Here is a 25,476-nt window from a genome sequence, read left to right on the forward strand (position 1 = left end):
AGTATTTCGTCACGCCGAACCTGCGAGCTTCTTCATGACCGATCAGCGCCCCCCATTGGAAATTCGCCTTTGCGGTCCGCGCGGCTTTTGCGCTGGTGTTGACCGGGCGATCCAGATCGTCGTGCTGGCGCTGAAGAAATACGGCGCGCCGGTCTATGTCCGCCATGAGATCGTGCATAACCGCTATGTGGTCGAAGGGCTGCAATCGCGCGGCGCGATCTTTGTCGAAGAGCTTGATGAAATCCCGGCGGAGCATCGCGATCAGCCGGTGGTTTTCTCGGCCCATGGCGTTCCGAAATCCGTGCCTGCCGATGCGGAATCGAAGAACCTCTTCTATCTCGATGCGACATGCCCGCTGGTTTCCAAGGTGCACAAGCAGGCCATGCGCCATCAGCGGCTTGGACGCCATGTCATCCTGATTGGCCACTCCGGCCATCCGGAAGTCATCGGCACGATGGGCCAGCTGCCGGAAGGCGCTGTCACGCTGATCGAAACGGTCGAGGACGCCCGCAACTGCCATTTTGCTGATGAGGATAATCTCGGTTTCGTCACGCAGACGACGCTCTCGGTGGACGATACCGCAGGCATTATCGAGGAATTGCAGGCGCGCTTCCCCAATCTTTCGGCTCCGGCTGCGGAATCGATCTGCTATGCCACCACCAACCGTCAGGATGCGGTTCGCGCGGCAGCGCCCGGCTGCGACCTGTTCCTGATTGTCGGTGCGCCGAATTCGTCCAATTCGAAACGTCTGGTCGAAGTAGCGGAAAAGGCGGGCGCGCGCATGTCCATGCTGGTGCAACGCGCGGCTGATATCGAGTGGGACAAGATCGGCGATATTTCGGTCGTCGGTCTTTCGGCGGGTGCTTCCGCCCCGGAAATCATCGTTGACGAAATCATCGCATCGTTCCGCGACCGCTTCGATGTGCGCATCGAACTGGCGGAAACGGCAGTGGAAACGGAAAACTTCCTTGTGAATCGTGAAATTCGCGATGTGGAACTGACGGTGCAGGATATGGCATTCGTCAATGGCGAGAACAGGGTTGTCGGCATTCCGAAACTGGCGCCCAAAATAATGCCCAAGGTCATATAGGGGAAATAAGCGGCATGGCCGTCTATACTGATATCAACGAAATCGAACTTGGCGCATTCCTGCAGCAATACGATATCGGCACGCTGACGTCCTATAAGGGCATTGCCGAGGGCGTGGAGAATACCAATTATCTCCTGCACACGACCTCCGGTTCCTTCATTCTGACGCTTTATGAAAAGCGCACCAACCGCGAAGACTTGCCGTTCTTTCTGGGCCTGATGCAGCATCTGGCCCGGCATGGCGTGGATTGCCCGCAGCCGGTGATACGCAGCGACGGCGAAACGATCGGCGAACTGGCCGGGCGTCCGGCGGCCATCGTCACCTTTCTGGAAGGCATGTGGATGCGCAAGCCGACCGTGGCGCATTGCGAGGCCGTGGGCGAGGGACTGGCGCGCATGCATCTGGCAGGCGAGGATTTCGCCATGCGCCGCCGCAACGGTCTGACGCTGCCCGACTGGCGCCCGCTGTGGAACCTGTCGCGCGAACGCGCCGATACGGTCGAACCGGGGCTGGTCGAAGAAGCCGAAGCCGATCTCGACTTTCTGGAAAAGCATTGGCCTGCCGAACTGCCGCACGGTGTGATCCATGCCGACCTGTTCCCGGACAATGTCTTTTTCCTCGGCGACAAGCTGTCGGGCTTCATCGATTTCTATTTCGCCTGCACCGATATTCTGGCCTATGACGTTGCCGTCTGCCTGAATGCGTGGTGCTTCGAAAAAGACTTTTCCTATAATCGCACCAAGGGCGCAGCGCTGTTGCGTGGTTACACATCGATCCGTCCGCTTTCGACGGCGGAGGCCGATGCGCTGCCGGTCCTCTCGCGGGGGGCTGCGGTGCGCTTCATGCTGACACGGCTTTATGACTGGCTGACCGTTCCCGACGGCAGCTTCGTCATGAAGAAGGACCCGATGGAATATGTGCGCAAGATGCGCTTCCACCGCCAAATCGTTTCGGCTGCCGAATATGGGCTGGAACCGCAGGGAGCGGCTGCGTGAAGCGGATCGAAGCCTATACGGACGGCGCTTGCTCCGGCAATCCCGGCCCCGGCGGCTGGGGGGCGGTGCTGCGCTGGAACGGCAATGAGAAAGAGCTGAAGGGCGGCGAGGCCGAGACCACCAACAACCGCATGGAGTTGATGGCGGCAATTTCGGCACTGTCGGCGCTGAAGGAACCTTGCGAAGTCGATCTCTATACGGACTCGGTCTATGTGCGCGACGGTATTTCCGGCTGGATTGAAGGCTGGAAGCGCAATGGCTGGAAAACAGCGGCCAAGAAACCGGTGAAGAACGCCGAGCTATGGCAATTGCTGGATGAGGCGCGCAAGCCGCACAAGGTCAACTGGCACTGGGTCAAGGGCCATGCCGGGCACCCGGAAAACGAACGGGCCGACGAACTGGCCCGCGCCGGTATGGAGCCGTTCAAATATGGCGGCCACAAATCCTTGAAGGTGCTTTAGACATCATTCTGGATACTAAAAAGGGCGGTTTTCACCGCCCTTTTTTGCATTGGATCAAAGCTGTTCGAGAATTCCGGCAGCAGCGGAGGTCACGGCCTGACCGGCCTGTTCCTCGATATTGAGCGTCTTGACCACGCCATCTTCGACGATGGCCGAATAGCGCTTGGAGCGAATGCCAAGGCCGCCCGCGGTGGCGTCGAGTTCAAGGCCTGCTGCCTTGGTGAAAGTGGCCGAACCGTCTGCGAGATAAAGAATCTTGCCTTCGCCGCCGGTGCTCTGCGCCCATGCGCCCATGACGAAGGCGTCATTGACGGCGACGACCGCGATCTGGTCCACGCCCTTGGCGAGAATTGCATCGCGATTGTCGAGATAGCCCGGCAGGTGGTTGAGGCTGCAGGTCGGCGTGAAAGCGCCCGGAACGGCAAAGAGGACGACCTTCTTGCCTTTGAAGACTTCGTCGGTCGTCACTTCCTTGACACCGTCCGCAGTCTTGACCTTGAAGGTTGCTGCGGGAAGCGTGTCGCCAACTTTGATCGTCATCTGTTCTCTCCTGAGGGAAGGGGATAAATCGCCGTCTGATCCGCTGCCTGATTTTAAAACTGTCATTGCCGCACCGCGAAGTGCAGGCAGCGACAGTTAAACCGATAACGGGGCGCTCGACAATTTCAAAACGTTGATATTGCCATCAAAAAGGGCGAGGGCGCACACGCCTTCAGTCGAGCGTGACCTGTCCCGATACAGCCTTGCCGTTCTGCACGACGGTATAGTCGACTGTTGCATAGCGCGCATTGCCCTTGATCGTAACGGTGAAGTTGCGGTTGCCGGATGCAACCGGATCAGACAGGCGAAGCTTGTCGCTGGCGACGAAAAGCTCGGCAGGTGCTTTGGGATCAGGCACGGCCACGGTGAAGACGGCCGTGTCTTCATCGCGCTTCACAGCGCTGACGCCGAAAGTGGGGGAGGCCGTCGCCGGAAGCCGCCCGAAGGCCGTCTCCACAATGGTACGCGCGGCAATGGCCTGCGGCTCGGCGGATTCGGCATTTGCACTCACGGGGAAGTCGAATTCGGCTTGCACGGGGATGCAGATATGTTCGCAAACACCCAGAAAGGCATGGCCTTTGAGGCGTGTGTCATCGGGTTGCAGCTTGAAGATGATGGGGAGCGAAACCGGCTTCTTGTAGCCGATGCCGTCGTCATCTCCACCGAACCGCACTGGCGCGGGATAGTCGATCTGTGCGTTGGCGTTGCCATCAAGATTGATCTGTGGCGGCACACCGGCACTGCCCGGATTGCGCCAATAGGTTTTCCACCCCGGCTGCAACTCGATCTGCAACGCGCCGCGAATCTCGCGCTTTGGGCCCGCTTCAGCTGAAACCGCACCATCTTCGATGATGACGCGGACGCGCCCGCCGGGGGTTTCGGTCCAGGCGGAGGTTGAAGCGTGGGCGGGCAGGGCCGAGGTGGCCAGCAGGCCAAACGCAAGAATATTCAGACGTGTTTTCATTGTTCAAAAATGAAATGAAATCATGGTTGCTTCAAGTCCAACATTGTTGGGAGCAATTATATTTTTGCGTCCGTCGAAGACAATTCTGCGACGCCCATTGTTATTTTCTGCAGGCTTGCTACCTTCATCACTATGACCACGATGCGGAAGCCAAACCACGAGCAGGGGTTCTTAAACGGGCAGTTCCTGCTGGCCATGCCCGGCATGAGCGACGAGCGTTTCGCCCGGTCGGTGGTCTATATCTGCGCCCATTCGGACGAGGGCGCGATGGGCTTCATCATCAATCAACTGCAGCCGATCGGCTTCCCGGATATATTGCGCCAGATCGGCGTGATCGAAGAGGATGAGCTGATCATTTTGCCCGAGCGCACGCAGCATATGATGGTGCGCAATGGCGGGCCGGTAGATACCTCGCGCGGTTTTGTGCTGCATTCCGACGATTACATGGTCGATTCCACCATGCCAGTCTCCGAAGATGTCTGCCTGACCGCAACGGTTGATATTCTGCGCGCCATTTATGGCGGCAAGGGCCCGTCACAGGTTTTGATGGCGCTGGGCTATTCCGGCTGGGCGCCGGGGCAGCTGGAAGCAGAACTTGCCGACAATGGCTGGCTCTGTTGCGATGCGCCGCTCGACATGCTTTTCGACAGCGACATCGAAGGCAAATATTCCCGCCTCATGATGCATATGGGCATCGACATGTCGCGACTAGTTTCCGACGCGGGGCATGCGTGAGGCTTTATCCACATTGTCGTGCGATTTTAGCAGGTATAAGTGGGTATGTCAGCTCGTCGTAGCCGTGTAACTTTACTCAGGATTCGCCCAAAATCACGGTGCCTCAATTCCTGTATTATCTAGATATTCAAATATCTTTATGGCCACTGACAGTACCGTCAGTTTTCTCATCGTCCAATAATAATATAATTAAATTGTAAATATGATAAATAACAGGAGATTATCATGGCTAATTTTCAATGGGATCCCGCCGGGGATAATGTTTTCGACGATTCTTATGGGGGCAGCGTAGAATTATATCCAGGTGAAAATTTTAGTTTAGACCTACTTCCGACCGGCTCATTACTTGTTGATTCTTCTGGAGAATTACACTTACAAGATGTCACATATAGTAGTGCTGGAATAAATGTACTTAAATGGAGGACAAAGTCAACAATAAGAATTGTACGAGGAACATTGCAAATAGGTGTTTTGTCAGATGGCGAGCATCATAATAATATTTTGCATTTTGATAGTGAGTTGATTGAAGATAATTGGTTTATAGAAAATAATGGTTTAGTGAGGATTTTTGTAGATCATTTTGTAGCTGATGGAAAAAATAGATTTTTAATTGGGAAAGGAAAAAGCACTTTTATAGTTCGTCCGGAGATAAGTGCAAAATTTGATGGATTATTATTTCAGTTAATAGAGAAATCATTTTTATTAGTTGATTTTCGTAATGGTTTTTCTGAAGAAAGCGATTCTTTATTTGAAGGGAACGTAAATATTTCTGTTATAAACGATGCTAAATACGAAATACATGCAAATAATATTATTTTTAAAGGTAATAATAGTGAGTTTACCAGATTTTACATAGGGCCTTCTCCTCGCAATACAGAAATATATACTGACAATAATGTATGTGATGCGGCTGTTGTGATTAATGCAATTAATGTATTCCCGATTAATTTTGCCGATGACGTCCCTCCTGCGGTGAAATTTATCTTTAGAACAAAAGATAATGAGGGGAACCCAATTCGTAATACTGGAAAGTTAGTAATGACCGGGATTGGAATGGGTATGGCGGCCTTTTTCAAGAAAGGCGGATATGTATATCTTGATGATGAGAAAATTAGCGACGTTGGAACGGACAGCAGATTCAATTATATCTTGTTGCAGGGAACACTGACGCTGAAATTGAAGTAAACTATCAATATTGTCAGGCGTTACAAGGCATATGACTGGAAATTAACCGTTAAATAGTCTTCGTAAATCACGGTTACTGGTTGAAAACGCGCGCCTTTTCAAATCAAGAATGCTGGCGGGGTTTTACGCCGCCGCTGCTTCCAGCTGTTCCTTGATCATACGGGTGGCGTCTTCGCGGCTGGTCGGCTGGCCGAACATGAAGCTCTGCACATATTCGCAGCCCATCTGGCGCAGCTGGAGCGCGTCGCTTTCGCTCTCCACACCTTCCGTCACAACCGCCAGCCCCAGATCATGCGCCATGCTGACGATGGAACGCAGCAGGGTGGTCTTCTGCGGCTGGTCGCCCTTCACGAAGGAGCGGTCGATCTTGATGATGTCGAACGGGAAGCGCGTCAGATAGGCGAGCGACGAATAGCCGGTGCCGAAATCATCCAGCGACAGGCCGATCCCCATCGTCTTGAGCCGCGCCAGCACATGGGCCGACTGCTCGGGATTTTCCATGAGGACGGATTCGGTCAGCTCCAGCTTCAGGCTGCCCGGATTGAGGTGGATGCGCGACAGTACGGACCGGACATCGTTGATGAGGTCTTGCCGGATGAGTTGCGTGGATGACAGGTTGACCGAGACGAACAGGTCGAGTTTCGGGAATTGTTCCTGCCAGGCGAAGAGGTCTTCGGCGGCGCGCTGCATGGCGAAAAGGCCAAGCTGCACGATCAGGCCGGAGTTTTCGGCAATCGGAATGAATTCCGACGGCGAGATTGCGCCACGGCGCGGATGTTCCCAGCGCATTAGCGCTTCGAAACCGGCGATGGTGCCTTCCTCCAGTTTGACGATCGGCTGATAGGCCATGCTGATTTCGTCGCGTTCGAGCGCGCGGCGCAGATCGGATTCCAGCTGCAGCTTGTCGCTGCCGATGGCGCGGAACGCCGGGCGGAACGGCTCGATCCGGTCGCCGCCAAAGCGCTTGGCCTGATACATGGCCAGTTCCGCGTCCTTCACGAAATCTTCTGCCGTGGTGGCGGTTTTCGTCCATGTGATGAGGCCGACGGAGGCGGTCAGGACGATCTCGCGCTTGGCGTAGGCAATGGGCGCGCGGGTGGCCTGACGCAGCGCTTCCGCAAAGGCCGCGATACGGCCGGGGTCGCTCTCTGATGCAAGCAGCAGCCCGAACTGGTCGGAAGACAGGCGCGACAGCGTGTCCTGCGGCTTCATCAATCGCGCCAGACGGCGCGAAATGGTCAAAAGGATTGTATCGCCCGCCGACATGCCCAGACTGTCATTGACCTGTTTGAAGCGGTCGATATCGATCATGAACACGGTCGGATGCAGATTGCTTTCGCCGCGCGCCATGTTCATCACATTGCTGAGCCGGTCGAGGAAAAGCTCACGGTTGGGCAAGCCGGTCAGATTGTCGTGCACCGCATCGTGCAGCAGGCGTTCCTCGGCCTTCTTCTGCTCGGTAACGTTGACGAGCGTGCCGACGCAACGCACGACTTCGCCGTCCGAGCCGATCACCGGGCGGGCGCGCAGCGCATACCAGTGGTAATGGCCGTCATTGGCGCGCATACGGAAAATCTGGCCGATGCGTCCGCGGCGGTTTTCCAGAATGGCGTCCAGCGTCGAACGAAAACGGTCACGGTCGTCGGAATGCATGACGGGCAGCCAGTTGCGCACCGGTCCCTGCAAGCTGCTTGCCGAATTGCCGAGCTGGTTGGCGATATCGGGCGTCGTAACCACGCGGTCGCGCGGCACATCCCAGTCCCAGACGATATCGCCCGCGCCGATGACGGCAAGCGCCTGGCGTTCCATGTCGGACAGGAGCCCTTGCTGCAGCGCACCGCCCGCAAAGGCGTGCTGCATGACGGTAAAGCCGATCAGAAGCACGATCAGCACGAGGCCGCCGCCCAGCGCTGGCTGGACAATATCGTTGTCGAGACGGCCCGTGACCGCCATCCATGCGCCGAGCAGCCATATCAAGGTGAGAAGCCAGGCGGGTATCAGCATGACCGCCCTGTCATAGCCCTTCACCGCGAGATAGCCGATAATCGCCACGCCGGAAACGACGGTCAGTGCGAGCGAGATGCGGGCGATGCCCGAGGCAATCGGCGGATCGAAAACCGCAACGCCTGCAAGCGCCAGCAGGCCCAGAACCCAAGTCACCGCGCCATAGCTGAAATGGTCGTGCCAGCGGTTGAGATTGAGATAGGCGAACAGGAATATCACCAGCGAGGCGGCAAGCGCCACCTCTGTGCCCGCGCGCCATATCTGCTCATTGCCGGGTGTGATTTCCATCAGCTTGTTCCAGAAGCCGAAATCGACGCAGATATAGGCGAGAACCGCCCATGCAAGCGCCGCCGTGGCTGGAAACAGCGAGGTGCCCTTGACGACGAAGAGAATGGTCAGGAACAGCGCCAGCAGGCCTGAAATGCCAAGCAGAATACCGCGATAGAGCGTATAGGAATTGACCGTGTCCTTATAGGCTTCCGGTTCCCACAGATAAAGCTGCGGCAGATTATGCGAGGAAAGCTCGGCGACGAAGGTGACCACGCTGCCCGGATTGAGCGTGATGCGGAACACATCCGCATCGGCGCTTGGCTGGCGGTCGAGCGCGAAGCCTTCGCTGGGGGTGATCGACGCAATACGCGGCGAGCCGAGATCCGGCCAGATAATGCCTGAACCGACAAGACGGAAATGCGGCGCGACGATCAGGCGGTCGATCTGCTGGTCGGTCGGATTGGCGATGGAGAAAGCGGCCCAGTCGCCGGAGGCATTGCTGTTCTGATCGGCCTGCACTTCGATGCGGCGCACAATGCCATCGGGGCCGGGCGCGGTAGAAACCTGAACGCTCTCGCCCTTGTTGCGCAGGAGTTCGACGGCGCGCGACAGATCGAGAGCGGTGTCGTCCTTGGAAATCTTGATCGGTTCGATGGCAGATGCATGAACGGTCGAAAAGGCCAGAAAGACGATCAGCGCGAGAAACCGCGCGGCGTTCTGGAATAGCTTTTCAGAAAAACCGCTCACGAGCGTTCAACCTTGCCATTGATCATGCGGCCATCCAACATACGTTTGTCGCTTTCTATGAGGGCGAACAGCAGGTGGTCCTGCCAGAAGCCATTTATCTTGAGATAGGAGCGCAACAGTCCTTCTCTCTGAAATCCGGCTTTTTCGAGAAGCCGGACCGAACGTACATTATGGGGAATACAGGCAGCTTCAATCCGGTGCAACCGCAGTTGGTCGAATGCAAAGGGGATAACCAGAGAGAGCGCCTCGGTCATATAGCCTTTACCCGCGAAAGGAGCGCCGCTCCAATAGCCGATCATGCCGTTCTGTCCTACGCCGCGCCGGATATTACCGAGTGTGATACCGCCGAGAATGCGATTATCGCTGTTGCGGAAAATGAAGAAAGGATAGCCGGTTCCGGCAGAAATTTCTTCCTGAAAACGCCGCATGCGATAGCGGAAGGCGCTTTTCGTCAGGTCATCGTCGGGCCAAGTCGGCTCCCACGGGGTTAGAAACGCCCGGCTTTGCTCACGCAGATTTGCCCAGCTCGCGAAATCACCCATCATGGGCTCGCGCAGATAAATGCGCTGTCCACGCAGGATCGTCGGGTTGTTGCGCCGAAACGACAGGCCGATCATCGGAGTTAGGGGAGTAGGGGAATAGGTGAGTAGGGGAATAGGAAAAACGAAATCTTCACGGCCACATACTCCCCTATTCCCTTATTCCCCTACGGCCTTAAACAGCTATCTTTCTCGTATGCGCATTGGTCGACAGCGCATCGGTGAGGTCGCCGAAGCTCATCAGGCGGCCAACGGGGCCGACACCCGCGATGGTCGGCTTGCTGTCGAGGAACAGGCGACCTGCAAGGTCCGTCAGGCGTTCGGGCGTGATCAGGGAAAGGCGTTCCATCAATTCGTTATTGTCGACCGGGCGGCCATAGAGCAGGAACTGGCGGGCCAGCTGGCCTGCGCGGCTGGCTGCACTTTCCTGCGACATCAGAAGGCTGGCGCGATACTGCGCCCGGGCGCGATTGACTTCCTCGATACTGATCGAATCCGCCGCCTTGTGCAGCTCGTCAATGATGACCGGAACAAGTTCCACCAGTTCATCGCGACCCGTGGCGGCATGGATGCCGAACAGGCCGGTATCCGAAAAGCCCCAATGGAAGGCATAGACCGAATAGCACAGGCCGCGCTTTTCGCGCACTTCCTGGAACAGGCGGGAAGACATGCCGCCGCCCAGCACCATGGACAGAAGCTGCGAGGCATAGAAGTCGCGCACATGATAGGCGCGGCCTTCAAAGCCGATCAGCACCTGCGCATCCATCAATTCGCGGTTTTCGCGGAAGTCGCCGCCAACATAGGTGGCGAGCTCAAGCGTCGGGGCCGTGTTATGGGCACGGAAACCGCCGAGACGCTTTTCGACTTCCTTGACGAACGCATCGTGGTCCACGCCACCGGCAGCCGTTACGACCATGCGGTCGGCGCTGTATTGCTCGTCCATATATTGGCGCAGATCGGCGGAAGAGAAGGACATCACCGTATCCGGCTCGCCAAGAATGGCGCGGCCGATGGGCTGGTGACGATAGGCTGTTTCGGTGAAACGGTCGAAGACGATATCGTCCGGCGTGTCGTGCGCCGCGCCGATCTCCTGCATGATCACCTGCTTTTCGCGCTCCAGTTCGGCTTCGTCGAACTTCGATGCGGTCAGGATGTCGGAGAGGATATCAATGGCGAGAGGCATGTCATCGCGCATCACGCGCGCGTAATAGGATGTAGTCTCGACGCTGGTTGCGGCGTTGATCTCGCCGCCCACATCTTCGATATCCGAGGCGATTTGCCAGGCAGAGCGGTTTTCCGTGCCCTTGAAGGCCATATGTTCGAGGAGATGGGCTATTCCGTGCCGGTTGGCGGCTTCGTTTCTCGCGCCGGCTTTAACCCAGATTCCAAGCGCCACGCTTTCCACATGCGGCATGGTATCGGTGGCTATCGTCAACCCGTTGGGAAGACGCGTTACTTCAACACCCATAAGCGAACTGCTCCCTGCATTCCCCGCTCTGACTTTTCATGGGCCCGATCCGGTTCGGGGTCGGGCTCAAATTTCCTTTCCGGAGCCTCAGGCGTGGGCTCTGGAATGGCGGCTTACATATTCTTCTACGATTTTCAGGTCGTTGTGAAGAACTGTGAAGCTTTCTTTTCGTTGCATCAAGTCCGACAGCCATGCCGGGAGCTGCGGTTCGACACCGCATGCAGCCTTTACGGCATCGGGGAATTTGGCCGGATGCGCGGTGGCGAGCGCCACCATCGGAGTAGTGCCGGACACATTTTCGCGAGCCACTTTTACGCCAATGGCCGAATGCGGATCGAGAAGATAACCGTCATCAGCCAGCACCGACTTGATCGTTTCCGCCGTTTCCGCAACCGTCGAGCGGCCTGCGGAGAATTCGGCGCGGATCGCCGAAAGCGGCTTTTCGGAAATGGTGAAGCCGCCCGATTGCTTCATGCTCTGCATGAGACCGCGCACGGCAGCATCATCGCGGCCATGGGCCTCGAACAGCAGGCGTTCGAAATTGGACGAAATCTGGATATCCATCGACGGCGAGGTGGTCTGGGCCACACCGCGCATTTCATAAGCGCCGGTGTTGAGCGTGCGCGACAGAATGTCGTTGTCGTTGGTTGCGACGATCAGGCGTTCGATGGGCAGACCCATGCGCTTGGCCACATAGCCTGCGAAAATATCGCCGAAATTGCCGGTTGGAACAGTGAAGGACACCGGACGGTCCGGCGCGCCGAGGCTCAAGGCGCTCGTGAAATAATAGACCACCTGCGGCATGATACGCGCCCAGTTGATCGAATTCACGCCCGAAAGCGACAGCGCATCGCGGAAGGCGAGGTCGTTGAACATGCCTTTCACGAGGTTCTGGCAGTCGTCGAAATTGCCTTCGATGGACAGCGCATGAACATTGGCGAAGCCCGACGAAGTCATCTGGCGCTGCTGCACCGGCGAGACGCGGCCATTCGGGAACAGGATGAAAATATCGGTGTTGTCGCGACCGCCAAAGGCTTCGATTGCCGCGCCGCCGGTATCGCCAGAGGTCGCGCCGACGATGGTGGCGCGTTCGCCACGGCTTGCCAGCACATAATCCATCATGCGCGCCAGCAACTGCATGGCGACGTCCTTGAAGGCGAGCGTCGGGCCGTGGAAGAGTTCGAGCACGAATTCATTCGCGCCGGTCTGGACCAGCGGACACACGGCATCATGGCGGAAGGTGCCATAGGCTTCGCGCACCATGCGTTCGAAATCGGCCTGCGGAATTTCGCCACCGGTGAAGGGCGTCAGCACGGCCAGCGCAATATCGACATAGGATTTTCCGCGCAGGCTGCGGATTTGTTCTGGAGAAAACTGCGGATATTCCTGCGGCAGATAGAGGCCGCCATCGCGGGCAAGTCCGGCGAGCAATGCATCGCTAAAACCCAGGACCGGGGCTTCGCCGCGTGTGCTTACATATTTCATTTCGTCAGGCCTTCATTCCAGATATCTGCCCAGATCGGCTGCGCATGTCTCATTCGACGCGCATCTTATTGGGATGCGTTTCAAAGCTGTGCAAATGCAATAGGGCGTCCATAAAAAAGCCGCAAGAAATTAAAACATCCCGGAGGGGGTGGGGTTGCTCTTCGCGGCAAAAAACGGGAAAACGTCATCGCGCACTGTTTTGTGCGCAGTGGTATAAAGCATTTCCAGCAAAAGTGCGAAGCGGTTTTGCGTTGGGAAATGCGATGGGAAAGAAGTTTCATTTCCAGCAAACGTGCGAAGCGGTCTTGCTGGTGGGAAATGTGGCGGCGGAACAAATTGGGGTGGTCCGGCGGTTTCAATGAAATCGGCGCGCTCTCAAACAAACGAATTAATGCAGGGAAGCCCGGTTTATGCAGAAAGCATCACAGAATCGTTCATCGTTGTTTCCAGTCTTTGCAACGGTTTTGCTCGCAGCGCTTGCGGGTTGCACGACCAGTGGCAGCGAAAAGCCTGGCGATATGGCGGCTGAAGGTCCAAAGCGCATCAGCGCATCTGAGCTTCGCGCCTATTGCCCGACGGTGACGCTGCGTGACGGAACCGCCTTCTTCAGCACCTATGCCAAGGGCGGCGACAAGGACCCGGCACAGGTGGTCTATCAGGCATCGCTGACCGATGTGACGCGTTCGTGCCAGTATGGCGACGGCAACATTACCATCGATGTGGCTGCCGCTGGCAAGGTTGTGCCCGGTCCGAAATATAAGAGCGGCACCATCACCATGCCGGTGCGTGTGGCCGTGCGTCAGGGTGATCAGGTGGTCTATTCCAAGCTGCACAAGCAGGCGGTCACCATCACCAACGGCGATACCGCGACCCAGTTCGTCTTCAACGACAAGGGCATTTCGCTGCCAATGCCGGACAAGCAGAATATCCAGATTTTCGTAGGCTTCGATGAAGGCCCGAATGCCAAGTAATTTTCGCAGCGCCTGACAGGGCGGAGCGCTTATCGGAAAACCAGATGCGCGGGGCAAAACCCGCGCATTTTTTGTTGTTCACGCCCGATATTGGAACAGTTACGGGTGTCGATATATTTGCGATATCTAATACAAAGACAAAAAACTGCCACTAAATTAATATTGTTCCCAAAAGACGCGGTTCGTGTAATAGTCATATCGTTTTTATATGTTTATACTGATGCTGTGGGTCTGTGCTTATATTTGATATAGCTGCTTATGCGGGATAAGCAGTATGGTCCCCTGCCACAGATCGTTTGCGAGGTTTCAAGGGCGGATGGTGCGCAGGCGGAGCAGTGGCGGCAGCCTTTTCAATCCAGTTCCTCTTATCCTTCTCTTGCTGCTTCTCTGTGGAGCGGTCGCCGGGCATTGGGTTGGCGAAAAACTACGAAGAATGGGCGATGAGCGACAGGTGAATGCCTATATGGAGGCATTGCTTTCCTATGCGGGGCGGCTGATCGACTCGGCGCACAATACTCTCGATCAGGCGGAACAATCGCCCTACAGGGTTTGCTCCGCCGATGAGCGGGTCTATCTGCGCAGAATTCTCTTCAAAGCCTATCAGATCAAGGATATCGGCCGGCTGATCGATGGCCGGTTGAATTGTTCCACGCTGCTGCCGGATCTGGCGCGGCAGGAACCGCGCTCCACGGCGGATGTGCTGCTGCCTGACGGAACCTACGTCTATGCCGACCGCCCGCTGGTTACGCCGGGAACCTATGGCCCGGTGATGGGCAAGGGCAATTCCAATGTCGTTCTAAGCCCGGCGGCCTTCGATTTCATGCATACGCCGGGCTATGCCTTCGCCCTGTTCATGAGCGACCAGTCGCGCGAGAATTTCGCCCGCTTCTATGAATATCCGGCCAATGCCGATCTGGAGCCGCTATCAGGCGGGCGTATCCGGGATTTTGTCGAAAAGCATGACCAGCTGAACGCCTATGCCTGCGAACCGGACAAGCTTATCTGTCTTGCACTGAGGACAGAGATCGACCGTACAAGCCTGCATGCGCGGCTGCGATCATTTCTGTCCATTGTGCTTGGCATGCTGGCGGCTGGCAGTCTTGGCCTTGGCTGGCGCGTCTATAATAATCGCGACCGTTCGCTGATGACGCTCCTGTCCAGAGCGCTCGCAAAAAAGGAACTGGAGGTTGTCTACCAGCCGGTTGTCAATGCTGTCAGTGGCGCGATTGTCGGTTTTGAGGCTCTGATACGCTGGGAGATTCATAAGGGCGACTTTGTTCCGCCGGATGTTTTCATTACGCGGGCAGAGAAAAGCGGGCTGATCCATCGCATAACGCTTTATGTAATCGACGCAGTGATCAGCGAAATGGGCGAACTGTTGCGCGCCAAGCCCGGCTTGCGCATCAATATCAACATAAGCGCCCGCGACCTGCATGACATGGAATTCGCCAACCGGCTGGAGGCGCGGCTGGTGAAAGCGTCCATCGACCCGCAGCAGATCGGTCTGGAGCTGACCGAGCGTACAGCGGTGGATTTTGCGAAGGCTTCCGGTGCGATCCATCATCTGCGCGAGAAGGGGCATCGCATCTATATCGATGATTTTGGAACAGGCTATTCCAGCCTGGCTTATCTCGGCGCGTTGAATGTGGATGCGATCAAGATCGATAAGACGTTCACGCGGACCGTCGATAATGGCAGCACGGTTTCGATCGTTCCGCAGATATTGGCCATGGCGCGGCAGCATTGTCTGGACGTGGTTGTTGAAGGTGTGGAAACGGAGGCGCAGGCGCTCTATTTCGCCAGGGAAAGTGCGGGCGACAGCGCGCCGGTCAAGGCGCAGGGCTGGTATTTCGGCAAGCCGGTCTCTGCGATCATCGCGCGAACGCTGGTGGTTGCAAAACCCGCAAAACCCGTAAAACGCCAGAAGACGACCCGAAAAGGCTCGTTTCTGGGCATTGGCAGCGAGCCGCGTGGTTAGATAGACTGATGTCTTACCGCATTCTGTGAATATCCTAAAAGCAAAACGCGCTTTAGCTAAAATTCGAATTAAATTCGACAGCGATGTTCAAACGAAAAGCAACGAGTCTGCGCTAGTCTGCACCCATGACACAGAAATATGAACGTATTCTCGAACCGACGGATACCTGGGCGATCTTCGAGACGTCTACGGGTGAGCCTGTCATGATGGGGACCCGGCTGCTGATCGGTCTTGCCGAGCAGGAAGCCGAAGAGCTGCTGGCCATCCTCAACGCGCCGCCGAAGGGGCGCAGCAAACGCACCGCAGCCTAAGTGTCTGCGCGGTGCGGACGATAGCCCGAACGTTCGGGCTATCGCGATATTTGGATCAAACCGGACAGCGTGCCGGAACCTTGTGTGTCAGGCGTCGGTCCAGATCGATAGCGCGTTGATGACGCTCGCCAGATCCTTGTGACGGTGGATCACCGTCTCGGCGCCTGCGTCGGTCAGACGGTCGGCATGGCCCGGATAGGTGTGCGCGCCACCCGTAAAGCCGATGACCCGCATACCGGCGGCACGTGCGCCATGGATGCCGTGCACGGAATCCTCGATCACAATCACATTGCTTGGATCGACATCGAATTGCTTGGCCGCATAAAGGAACACATCCGGCGCGGGCTTGGTCTTCTTGGTGCCGACTTCCTTTGCCGAAAAAATATTCGGTGCAAAGAGATCGTAAAGCTCAACGCGCTTCAGCATGGTTTCCAGCCGTGCGCTGGTCGAGTTGGAGCAGATGCATTTCGGCAGCTTCAATGCCGAAACCACTTCCACAATATCATCGACAGCCTGCACCTCGTTCTTGAGGCGCTCATCGAGAATGCTTTCCGATTTATCGATCAGCGAAGCGGAAAGCGCTATGCCTGCCTCGCGCTCGACCGTCAGCAGGATGTCCTGCCAGGTGAGACCGGCGAAACGTTCGGCCAGTTCGTCGGCGGAAATCTGAAAACCGGCATCGGTCAGAAGCACGGATTCGACTTCCGCAGCGATGATTTCGGAATCCACCAAAACGCCATCGCAATCGAAAATGATGAGGGACGGAGCCGCCATGTGGGTAGCCTTCTTATCGGGAGGAGGACGCATTCACACTTGCGGGAACGCATCGGGAATATTGAAGGATCAGCTACAACTTTATAGCCCTAGCGTCAAACTTCACCGGAGACTTCGCGCCGTCTGCGGTCCAGCTCTTCGCTATAGCGCCTGAGCGTATGCGCTTCACTCAACAAGCCCATGACCTTGCGTTCCTGCGCATTGTTGACCACGGCGAGCGCTTCGCTTTCGGAACGGTCAAACCGCACGACAGCTTCCTTTGCGTTCATTTGCGGCAACAGGAATTCATCCTGATACTTCAAAAGCTCGCTGATGCTGTGGTTTTCCGAACTGTCGAAACTGTCGGCATAGACTTCCGGCACGGGGATCATGCCGACATAGCGTCCTTGCGCGTCCACCGCGATGACCCGCTGGGTGGAACCAAGCGGGAAATCGTGGCGGAAGGTTTCGATATCCGTGTCGATCAGCACGGTGCGCACATCGTGACGCATCATGCGGCTGACGGTCAGATTGCGTATCCAGCCGATATCATGCGCCGAGCGGATGGCTTCGCCGCGCAGGTGGAAGCGCCAGGTGGCGAAGGAGTAGCCGAAGGTCTTGCGGACCATCAGCGAGGAGGACACGACAGCACCCAGCACCAGCATGGAAATCGGAAAATCGCCGGTCAGTTCCAGCGCGAGAAACGTCATGGTCATGGGGCCGCCGACGATGGCGACGGCCAGTGATGACATGCCGATCACCGCATAGACTTCCGGCGCAAGCGTCAGGCTGGTTGGCAGCACCACGCCCGCGACCGCCGCGAAAAGCTTGCCGGTCAATGCGCCCAGAAACAGCGATGCGAAGAACAGACCGCCGCGAAAGCCGGAGCCGATGGAAATTGCCGAGGCCAGCGATTTCGTCAGGATCAGCAACAGCAGCGCCGAGATGGTAATATTCGCATTCAGATCGAGATGCAGCGCGCCATGGCCGGAGGCCAGCACCTGCGGCGAGAAGAAGGCGATCAGACCGACGATGGCCCCGCCGATAGCCGGTGTCAGGACATTGGGCAGAAAACTGCGCCGGGTGATTTGCTCGACGAATGTTACGCCGCGCATGATCAAAATGGCGATCCCTGCCGAAACAAAGCCCAGCAGCAATGCGGGCACGTAGTCACGTGGGGTGATGGCGTCGATGTTGCCGATATCGATCAGAAAAGGTGTGCCCCCAATGGCCTGCGTCACCAAAGTGCCGACAATCGCCGCGACGACCACCGGGGCCAGTGTGGCGATGGAATAAACGCCAATGATAAGCTCGAATGCATAAAATGCGCCGGTGAGGGGCGCGTTGAACGCGCTGGCAATGGCCGCTGCCGCACCGCAGCCGACCAGCGTGCGCAAGTCGGCCCGGCGCAGTTTGAGCGCGCGCCCGATGCGCGATGCGAAACCGCTGGCAAGCTGTGTATAAGCGGCCTCCAGGCCAACCGAAGCGCCAAAGCCGTTGGAAATCAGGTTTTGCCCGACGAGAATAAAGCTATCGGTGAGTGACAGGCGACCGCCATGCAAGGCATTGGCTTCGATGGGATCGACGATGGGGCGCTTGCGCCAACGCGCCAGCACCCAGATGATAATCCCCATAAGAATGCCGCCAGCCAGCGGCGCGATGAAGGCGCTGGGATAAAGCTGCGCCGCAGAACTGAGCTTTTCGCCGGGTTCCAGCGCAAACAGCGCCTGATGCATCCATTGCGATATGCCGCCGATGGCCGCAACGGCAAGGCCGGAGATGATACCGATCACCACACCCGCGATGACGAGACCGATTTCGCTGCCGCGCACAACGGCGCGCATGCGGAAGGGAACGAAGAACACCCTCAAATAACGGTTATGGCGCAGTTCTGCGAAATTCATATGCAAAAACCTGACAGGCGCGGTTCGGTCGGCTCAGTTGCCTCGAAGGCTGATTGTTCGCAAATCATAGCCGGAAAGGGATAACCAAGCCTTATTGGAGACGACGCATTACCCGTCGGCCTTTGCATTTCGATGACGGCGTTAAGATGGCAGTCATGAAATTGTTCAGCATCGTTTGAAAGGAAAAAGCCCGGAAAGCCGGGACTTTGTTGCCTTTTTAAGAAAAGGTTTACGATTTCAATACCTTGGCGTTAACGCCATATTTACCCTACCCGGTAACCATAAGGACAAGTTTTCGCGTCCACAGGTAATCGAGTATCCCATGTCCCTAGTACGTCTTGCCCATGAGTTGCCCATCGAGGCCCCGCGTACCGCCTGGCTCGACTCCATCATCAAGGGTGATTGCGTTTCCGCTCTGGAGCGCCTGCCGGATCATTCCGTCGATGTCATCTTTGCCGATCCGCCCTACAATCTTCAGCTGGGTGGCGATCTGCATCGCCCGGATCAGTCGATGGTCAGCGCCGTTGACGATCATTGGGACCAGTTCGAGAGCTTTCAGGCCTATGACGCCTTCACCCGCGCCTGGCTTTTGGCCTGCCGCCGCGTTTTGAAGCCGAATGGCACGATATGGGTTATCGGCTCCTATCACAATATTTTCCGCGTCGGCACGCAGTTGCAGGATCTGGGCTTCTGGCTCCTCAATGACGTGATCTGGCGCAAAACCAATCCGATGCCGAACTTCCGCGGACGCCGTTTCCAGAACGCGCATGAGACGCTGATCTGGGCATCGCGCGACCAGAAGGGCAAAGGCTACACCTTCAATTATGAAGCGATGAAAGCCGCCAATGACGATGTGCAGATGCGCTCGGACTGGCTGTTTCCGATCTGCACGGGTTCAGAACGCCTGAAGGACGAGAACGGCGACAAGGTTCATCCGACGCAGAAGCCGGAAGCGCTTCTGGCCCGCATCATGATGGCTTCGAGCAAGCCGGGAGACGTTATTCTCGACCCATTCTTCGGTTCCGGCACGACCGGCGCGGTGGCGAAGCGTCTCGGACGCCATTTTGTGGGTATCGAACGCGAACAGACCTATATCGACGCCGCAACCGCCCGCATCGATGCAGTCGAGCCGCTCGGCAAGGCCGAACTGACCGTCATGACCGGCAAGCGCGCTGAACCGCGTGTGGCTTTCACCAGCGTGCTGGAAGCAGGTCTCTTACGTCCGGGAACGGTTCTTTGCGATGCGCGCCGTCGTTATGCGGCGATCGTTCGCGCTGACGGCACTTTGGCGGCCAATGGCGAAGCTGGTTCGATCCATCGTATTGGCGCCAAGGTGCAAGGGTTCGACGCCTGCAATGGCTGGACCTTCTGGCATTTTGAACAAGAAGGTGTGCTGAAACCTATCGACGATCTGCGCAAAGTTATCCGCGACGAGATGGCAGCAGCAGGCGCCTGAGCATAATTCTCATCGGACGGCCTCCAGCAAAGTCTGATCATGGAGCGCCCGGAGCGAATGCTTCGGGCGCTTTCGCTTTTATCAGAACGTAAGGCCGAGGGACTTCAGGTCGACGGCGAGTTTAGGCGCACCGGTGAAATGAACGGCCTGCCAGCCGGCAGCCTTGGCGCCGTCAACATTGTGCAGCGAGTCATCGATGAACAACGTTGCCGCCGGGTCGAGGTCGAACGCCGCGACATGCGCGTCGTAGATTTCCCGGTCGGGTTTCAGCATCTTCACGTCGCCCGAAACGGTGACACCCCGGCTTTCCGTCAGAAAAGGAAACCGGGCCTGCGCTTCGCGGAAGGTGTCTGAGGCGAAATTGGTCAGCATGGTGACATCGTATCCCGAGGCGATCAGCCCGCGCAGAATGGCGACACTTTCATCATAGGCATGCGGCACCATGCGCGACCAGTTTTGCCGGAAAGCCAGAATCTGCTCGCGCCATTCCGGGTGGGTGTCGATCAACAGCGCTTCGGCATCCCGCCAGCTGCGCCCGCGATCCTGTTCGACATTCCACGGACTCGTGCAGACCGTTTCTAGAAACCAGCGCCGCCGCTCGGTATCGGGAATGATGTCGAGATAGGCCAGTTCCGGATCGTAATGGATGAGAACCTTGCCGATATCGAAAACGACATGTTTGATTGGAGAGATCACGTTTTCGTCCTTTTGGGTTTGCCAGTCTGCTTGAAGGCATCCGGCACCGCCGCTGCAATGGCTTTCTTCATCACGGTGGGCAAAGCTTCTCCGGCGAGCTCGTCCGGCGCTGACCACCAGCCATTTGCGGCCAAACGCTCGCTCACATTCTCGGCGCGGTAGACCGAGAGGCGCAATTCGAAATGGGTGAAGACATGGGTAATGCTGCCCGCCGGTTTCCATGAAGCCGGGAAGGGGGCCGCGTTGACGGTCGCGTCGCCATCGATACGCGCGGTCCACGGGCTGCCCGGCACTTCCGTCATGCCCGCAAGCAGGCCTTCGCCTTTTCGCTTGCGCAGAAAGATTGCGCCGTCTCCGCTCATGGCAACGAAAGCCGCACCAGTGCGGATCGGCTTTTCCGCCTTCGGCGCCTTGACCGGAAATTCCTCCGGGTCGCGGGTGGCGAGTGCGATGCAGTTATCATTGACCGGGCAGATCGCGCAGGCCGGTCGGCGCGGTGTGCAGATCGTTGCTCCGAGGTCCATCATTGCTTGTGCGAAGTCGCCGGGGCGGTCTGACGGCGTCATCTCGGCCATCAGGGCGCGGATTTGTGGCTTGGCGGCTGGGAGCGGCGTGTCGATGGCATAAAGCCGCGAAATGACGCGCTCGACATTGCCGTCCACCACTGCGGCATTTTCGCCAAATGCAATCGCGGCGATAGCTGCCGATGTGTAGTCGCCGATGCCGGGCAGTTCCTTCAATGCTGCGGCATTGTCTGGAAATTTGCCACCATATCGCGTGGCAACGAGATCGGCACATTTCTTGAGGTTGCGGGCGCGGGAATAATAACCAAGCCCGGCCCATGCGCGCAGAATATCGTCTTCGCTGGCGTTCGCCATGGCGCGAACGTTCGGCCAGCGTGCGACGAAAGCGGTGAAATAGGATTTCACGGCCTCAACGGTCGTCTGTTGAAGCATGATTTCCGAAAGCCACACCCGGTAAGGATCGGGCTGCATACCGCGCGTCTGTTCTGAGGGCGTCACGCGCCAGGGCAGAACACGGTGGTGGCGATCATACCAGCTCAAAAGCTGGCCGCTGCGTGTGGAACAGCTTTTGGCTTGAGGCAAAGCGGTGATCGGGCGGGCGGTGGAGTTCAAAGTAGCAGCGGCTTTCCAAAAAATGTCACGTTTACTGTAGTTGATAGAAAAAACAGCGATAGTGTAAAGCCAAACATTGTCAGCACTTGGCAAATGGGTCTGGCGCGTTACAAATCCTCCCATCGCGCTTTTGCCGTGGAAAGAGAATCAGTGATTAATTCCGTACCGGTTTATGTCATCAATCTCGCGCGTTCGCGAGACCGATGGGAGCGCCTGCAACAAAGCGCTGACGCGTTTTCGCTCGATCTGCGGCGCGTCGAGGCTGTGGAAGGCAAGCTGTTGCAGCCGGACGAGCTTGGCGATTTCGATGAGGCCGGTTTCCGCCGTTATCATGGAAAAATAGCTTTGCCCGCTGAGATCGGCTGCTATTTCAGCCATATTCGCGGGCTCGAAATGATTGCCGCCGCCCCGGAACCCTTTGCCGTTCTGGTCGAGGACGATGTTCTGTTCACGCCCGCTTTCGTGCCTTTCGTTGAAAAAGCGATCCGAATCAGCGGTTGGGATGCGATCAAGCTGGTCAATCATCGCACGGCGGCGTTCCGGTCTTTCCGTCAGGTCGATGACGAGTTCGCAATCGGGCGTTGTCTGCACGGGCCGCTTGGAAGTGCTGCCGCTTATCTCGTGACGCGGGAAGGGGCCAAGAAATTGCTGGCCAGCATAAGGCTGATGCAGCTTCCTTTTGACGTGGCGCTGGAGCGGGGATGGGCAGGAAATTATGAAATATTCACTACGGACAAGCCGGCGGTGAACCTTGCCGCAGGCATGGTCTCGACAATTGCAGAGGGCCGTTCAGCTTACGCGAAAAAACGATTGCCGCCATACAAAAGGCTAACTACGCTTTTTTTCAGAGGCGCCGATTATGTCAGGCGAATCGTTTATGCACTTGCGAAGAGGAATCTCAAAGAGGCAGCCGATTGAGTTATTTCAAAAAATCCTTTTTAGTTCGCCGCAGGGTAGATCCCTGGATTTTGGGCGTGGCCTCAGCGGCGATGCCAATCCGGGTCGGCCTCGGTCCTTTGATTTTATTTGTCTTTTCCTGCATCGGGATCTATATGGCTTGCGGTCGCCATGCGGTCGCGCGGCTCCATTGCAAGAAATTCTATATTTTCATTCTGCTTTATGCGGCCTGGTCGCTTGGGCTAATCCTGTTTCGCGGCGAACCCTTCAACGATAACCGTCAGATCGGCTATACGCTGCTGATTGCGGTTTTCGCCTTTGCAGGCTCCGGTATGGCTTTGGTCCGCGACCCGCTGCGCGCCTATGTGCTTGGCGCGCGTGTCGGCGTCCTCGTCGCCACTATTGCTGCGCTGTATCTGGCGGTCACCGCTGGCGGACGTATCGGGATCGGCGGCAATCAGGCGGTTTTTGCTTTTGTTGTGGGCGTCTCGGCCATCTCGGCGGCGATACCTTTGCGCCAGGCATCGCGCTATCTCCCGAACGGGCCGCACTGGCTCGTGCTTGGTCTGGCGGCGGTTTTGACCTCCGAAACCCGGGCCGTGATCGTGGTTCTGCCGTTCTTTGCTGCGATTGAAATCATTTTCTTTCTGAAGCGTTTCAGCATCCGCCAGCAGGGGAGTGTTTACGCCGCGCTGGGCGTTGCTTTGGCGGCGCTGGTTGTCGTCGGTCCTGTCGGCGACATCATTTCGAAGCGCTTTTCGGGCATGATCGAGTATTACGACACCGGTGACAGCAAGCAGTGGGAAGACAAGATTTCTGCCGATATTCGTGAGGTGCTGTGGAAAAGCGCCAGCAAGATCATCGTGCAGCATCCGATTGCGGGCGTCGGTTCCTATTCCAAAATGGATGAGGTGCGGACGGAAGCGGGCGAACAGGCTCCGATGCTGGCTGGTTTCCGCCATGTGCACAATACTGTTCTCGACGAATTGCTAAATGACGGTATCATCGGCCTGATCTTCATGACCGGTGCCTTCCTGTCCATTTTCGTCTATCTGTGGCGAACCGCAGATAGCTGGGCAATGCGCAGAGCCTTGATTTATTTCGCGGTGGTCAGCGGCAGTTACGGCATGCTGCACAATCCGCTGCTGCATGAAGTCACGATTTCGTCGACCATGTTCTTCCTTGCGGCGCTGAATGCAGCCGCGTCCCGTCGGGTCATGGCCGCACGGCGCGCCGGACTTGAAATGTGCGTATTCGGAAAGAAGTCGATTGCATGAAAGCGATAGTAACGGGGGCCGCCGGTTTCATCGGATACCACACGGCACAACGCCTGCTGGACGAAGGCTGGCAGGTTGTCGGCATCGATAATGTCAACGACTACTATCAGGTCGAGCTGAAGGAAACGCGGCTCGCCAAGCTCCACGCGCGCGACGGCTTTCGTTTTGTCAAAGCCGATATTGCGGATGCGGAAGCGATCAAGAGTGCCATTGGCGCGGATAGGGATGCCGATGTGATCGTGCATCTCGCCGCGCAGGCGGGCGTGCGTTATTCCATCGAAAACCCGGCTGCCTATGTTTCGGCCAATGTCATGGGGCAGGTCAATATTTTCGAGACCGCGCTGAAGCTCGGGAAGCGCCCGCCTGTGGTCTATGCCAGTTCGTCTTCGGTTTATGGCGCAAACGAGAAAATTCCTTTTTCGGAAAGCGATCCGGTCAATCATCCGGTTTCGGTCTATGCCGCGACGAAGCGCTCGGGCGAACTTTTGGCTTTTTCCTACAGCCATGTGCACAAGCTGCATTCGACGGGCCTGCGGTTCTTCACGGTTTACGGCCCCTTTGGACGACCGGATATGGCGCCATGGCTTTTCACTTCGGCGATCCTGAAAGGGGAGCCCATCCGCGTTTTCAACAATGGCGAGATGCAGCGCGATTTTACGTTCGTGGAGGATATCGTCAGCGGCGTTGTCGGCGCGGTGAAGCGCATTCTGGAAAAACCAGAGGAAACGGCACCGGTCTATAATCTCGGCAACAACCGCCCGGTCATGCTCAATGATTTCATTGCGGCCATCGAAAAGGCGACCGGCAGGGACGCGATCCGTAAGCTCGAACCGATGCCTGCCGCAGACGTTCCGCGCACCTATGCGGATATCACGCTGGCCGCCCGCGATCTGGGTTTCAGCCCCAAAACGACGCTCGATGAAGGTATTCCTTTGTTTGTGGAGTGGTTTCGCGGCTATAATGGAGCGCGATGAGCGAGCCAAAATCAAAACGCGGATTTCGACCGCTGGCGGATATGACCTCGGGTCTGATGGACCCGATGCTCCAGAAACGTGCGGGCATCAATCTCTCGCTCCTGCAATCCTGGGAAGATATCGTCGGCCCGGCCATTGGCGCCACATCGCGCCCGTTGCGTATTCTCTGGCCGCGTCGCCTGCATGAAGATGACCCATTCAAACCTGCGACCTTGATCATCGCTTGCGAAGGTTTTGCCGCCTTACAGATCCAGCACGAGACCGGCGAAATCATCAGTCGCGTCAATGGCTTTCTTGGCTTTTCGGCCATCGGGCGCATCCGCATCGAGCAAAAGCCACCCGCTATACCGGCCAAGCGCCGGGCCAAGCGGCTTGCTCCGCTTGCGCCGTCGGAAGAGCGCCGGATCGACAAGGCAACGGACGGTATCGAGGATGATGCCTTGCGGGCGGCGTTAGCGCGGCTTGGCAAGAATATTCTGGCGGAAAAGCGCAGTTCCGGCAAAAAGATGGATTAAGAGTCCGTTTGAGAATTTAGTTTCCTTGGTCTCTGGTTCGTGATTCACATTAACGATGTGGACACGAGAGACGCGAGGCCGGATGGCCAGGATCGAGCGGAAGACGAAACGTTACCCGGCCGATC

General features: G+C 57.0%; 23 protein-coding genes. 13 read left to right on the plus strand and 10 right to left on the minus strand.

What is annotated here, in order from left to right; genetic code table 11:
* Window positions 1–34 precede the first annotated feature (34 nt).
* From ispH to rnhA, 3 genes are read left to right on the plus strand one after another with little or no spacing between them, the layout of a single operon-like run.
* Window positions 35–1,090, plus strand: coding sequence for a 4-hydroxy-3-methylbut-2-enyl diphosphate reductase (gene ispH, locus FIC94_RS15230; protein ID WP_109368498.1), 1,056 nt, complete (start codon window positions 35–37; stop codon window positions 1,088–1,090).
* 14 nt (window positions 1,091–1,104) lie between these two features.
* A complete protein-coding gene (locus tag FIC94_RS15235) occupies window positions 1,105–2,085 on the plus strand; it encodes a homoserine kinase (RefSeq protein WP_124915213.1) in 981 nt (326 codons plus the stop codon).
* Complete coding sequence (gene rnhA / locus FIC94_RS15240; protein ID WP_121537375.1) at window positions 2,082–2,546, plus strand: ribonuclease HI; 465 nt, start codon at window positions 2,082–2,084, stop codon at window positions 2,544–2,546. The genes FIC94_RS15235 and rnhA overlap by 4 nt, the downstream gene beginning before the upstream one ends.
* Window positions 2,547–2,600: 54 nt before the next feature.
* Here rnhA and FIC94_RS15245 read toward each other — a convergent pair whose 3' ends face one another.
* Window positions 2,601–3,086 carry a peroxiredoxin gene (locus tag FIC94_RS15245; protein ID WP_109368501.1) on the minus strand — a complete coding sequence of 162 codons (486 nt, stop codon included), beginning with the start codon at window positions 3,084–3,086 and terminating at the stop codon, window positions 2,601–2,603.
* 172 nt (window positions 3,087–3,258) lie between these two features.
* On the minus strand, window positions 3,259–4,050 hold the full coding sequence (locus FIC94_RS15250) for a protein-disulfide reductase DsbD domain-containing protein (protein WP_140025451.1): 792 nt from the start codon (window positions 4,048–4,050) through the stop codon (window positions 3,259–3,261).
* A 132-nt stretch (window positions 4,051–4,182) separates the two neighbouring features.
* Here FIC94_RS15250 and FIC94_RS15255 point away from each other — a divergent pair, with 132 nt between their 5' ends.
* A complete protein-coding gene (locus FIC94_RS15255) occupies window positions 4,183–4,785 on the plus strand; it encodes a YqgE/AlgH family protein (protein WP_140025452.1) in 603 nt (200 codons plus the stop codon).
* Window positions 4,786–5,010: 225 nt separating this feature from the next.
* The gene (locus tag FIC94_RS15260; RefSeq protein ID WP_140025453.1) at window positions 5,011–5,970 is read left to right on the plus strand and encodes a hypothetical protein; all 960 of its coding nucleotides are present in this window, start codon (window positions 5,011–5,013) and stop codon (window positions 5,968–5,970) included.
* Between the two features lie 123 nt (window positions 5,971–6,093).
* Here FIC94_RS15260 and FIC94_RS15265 read toward each other — a convergent pair whose 3' ends face one another.
* From FIC94_RS15265 to thrC, 4 genes are all read right to left on the minus strand, one after another.
* Window positions 6,094–8,991, minus strand: coding sequence for a sensor domain-containing phosphodiesterase (locus FIC94_RS15265; protein WP_109368504.1), 2,898 nt, complete (start codon window positions 8,989–8,991; stop codon window positions 6,094–6,096).
* The gene (locus FIC94_RS15270) at window positions 8,988–9,608 is read right to left on the minus strand and encodes a GNAT family N-acetyltransferase (protein ID WP_140025454.1); all 621 of its coding nucleotides are present in this window, start codon (window positions 9,606–9,608) and stop codon (window positions 8,988–8,990) included. Before FIC94_RS15270 ends, FIC94_RS15265 begins: the two co-directional genes overlap by 4 nt.
* Window positions 9,609–9,705: 97 nt before the next feature.
* Window positions 9,706–10,998 (minus strand): M16 family metallopeptidase, encoded by a 1,293-nt coding sequence (locus FIC94_RS15275; RefSeq protein ID WP_109368506.1) that lies wholly within the window; start codon window positions 10,996–10,998, stop codon window positions 9,706–9,708.
* Between the two features lie 87 nt (window positions 10,999–11,085).
* Entirely contained in the window at window positions 11,086–12,483 is a 1,398-nt protein-coding gene (thrC, locus tag FIC94_RS15280) for a threonine synthase (RefSeq protein WP_140025455.1), read from the minus strand.
* A gap of 410 nt (window positions 12,484–12,893) precedes the next feature.
* Here thrC and FIC94_RS15285 point away from each other — a divergent pair, with 410 nt between their 5' ends.
* The 3 genes from FIC94_RS15285 (at window position 12,894) to FIC94_RS15295 (ending at window position 15,743) form a co-directional block, all read left to right on the plus strand.
* Window positions 12,894–13,454, plus strand: coding sequence for a hypothetical protein (locus FIC94_RS15285; protein WP_109368508.1), 561 nt, complete (start codon window positions 12,894–12,896; stop codon window positions 13,452–13,454).
* Window positions 13,455–13,770: 316 nt separating this feature from the next.
* Entirely contained in the window at window positions 13,771–15,432 is a 1,662-nt protein-coding gene (locus tag FIC94_RS15290) for an EAL domain-containing protein (RefSeq protein WP_140025456.1), read from the plus strand.
* Between the two features lie 125 nt (window positions 15,433–15,557).
* A complete protein-coding gene (locus tag FIC94_RS15295) occupies window positions 15,558–15,743 on the plus strand; it encodes a hypothetical protein (RefSeq protein ID WP_140025457.1) in 186 nt (61 codons plus the stop codon).
* An 87-nt stretch (window positions 15,744–15,830) separates the two neighbouring features.
* On the opposite strand, the gene FIC94_RS15300 is transcribed toward FIC94_RS15295, so the two are convergent.
* Entirely contained in the window at window positions 15,831–16,517 is a 687-nt protein-coding gene (locus tag FIC94_RS15300; protein ID WP_124915220.1) for an HAD family hydrolase, read from the minus strand.
* A gap of 95 nt (window positions 16,518–16,612) precedes the next feature.
* Window positions 16,613–18,400 carry a chloride channel protein gene (locus tag FIC94_RS15305; RefSeq protein ID WP_124915221.1) on the minus strand — a complete coding sequence of 596 codons (1,788 nt, stop codon included), beginning with the start codon at window positions 18,398–18,400 and terminating at the stop codon, window positions 16,613–16,615.
* Between the two features lie 322 nt (window positions 18,401–18,722).
* On the opposite strand from FIC94_RS15305, the gene FIC94_RS15310 reads away from it, so the two are divergent.
* Window positions 18,723–19,856 carry a site-specific DNA-methyltransferase gene (locus FIC94_RS15310; RefSeq protein ID WP_121537389.1) on the plus strand — a complete coding sequence of 378 codons (1,134 nt, stop codon included), beginning with the start codon at window positions 18,723–18,725 and terminating at the stop codon, window positions 19,854–19,856.
* A gap of 81 nt (window positions 19,857–19,937) precedes the next feature.
* On the opposite strand, the gene FIC94_RS15315 is transcribed toward FIC94_RS15310, so the two are convergent.
* Together FIC94_RS15315 and mutY are read right to left on the minus strand one after the other, a co-directional pair.
* Window positions 19,938–20,552, minus strand: a complete 615-nt coding sequence (locus tag FIC94_RS15315; RefSeq protein ID WP_140025458.1) for an HAD family hydrolase — start codon at window positions 20,550–20,552, stop codon at window positions 19,938–19,940.
* Window positions 20,549–21,658, minus strand: coding sequence for an A/G-specific adenine glycosylase (gene mutY / locus FIC94_RS15320; protein ID WP_140025459.1), 1,110 nt, complete (start codon window positions 21,656–21,658; stop codon window positions 20,549–20,551). Before mutY ends, FIC94_RS15315 begins: the two co-directional genes overlap by 4 nt.
* On the opposite strand from mutY, the gene FIC94_RS15325 reads away from it, so the two are divergent.
* From FIC94_RS15325 to FIC94_RS15340, 4 genes are all read left to right on the plus strand, one after another.
* Window positions 21,593–22,606 carry a glycosyltransferase family 25 protein gene (locus tag FIC94_RS15325; RefSeq protein ID WP_235892023.1) on the plus strand — a complete coding sequence of 338 codons (1,014 nt, stop codon included), beginning with the start codon at window positions 21,593–21,595 and terminating at the stop codon, window positions 22,604–22,606. The two genes, mutY and FIC94_RS15325, sit on opposite strands and share 66 nt — an antisense overlap.
* A 134-nt stretch (window positions 22,607–22,740) precedes the next feature.
* Window positions 22,741–23,862 carry an O-antigen ligase family protein gene (locus tag FIC94_RS15330; protein WP_235892024.1) on the plus strand — a complete coding sequence of 374 codons (1,122 nt, stop codon included), beginning with the start codon at window positions 22,741–22,743 and terminating at the stop codon, window positions 23,860–23,862.
* Window positions 23,859–24,836 carry an SDR family NAD(P)-dependent oxidoreductase gene (locus tag FIC94_RS15335; RefSeq protein WP_140025461.1) on the plus strand — a complete coding sequence of 326 codons (978 nt, stop codon included), beginning with the start codon at window positions 23,859–23,861 and terminating at the stop codon, window positions 24,834–24,836. The genes FIC94_RS15330 and FIC94_RS15335 overlap by 4 nt, the downstream gene beginning before the upstream one ends.
* Entirely contained in the window at window positions 24,833–25,351 is a 519-nt protein-coding gene (locus FIC94_RS15340) for a DUF721 domain-containing protein (RefSeq protein ID WP_140025462.1), read from the plus strand. The genes FIC94_RS15335 and FIC94_RS15340 overlap by 4 nt, the downstream gene beginning before the upstream one ends.
* The last annotated feature ends 125 nt before the right edge of the window (window positions 25,352–25,476 follow it).

It is taken from the genome of Ochrobactrum teleogrylli (assembly GCF_006376685.1).
Taxonomy (GTDB): domain Bacteria; phylum Pseudomonadota; class Alphaproteobacteria; order Rhizobiales; family Rhizobiaceae; genus Brucella; species Brucella teleogrylli.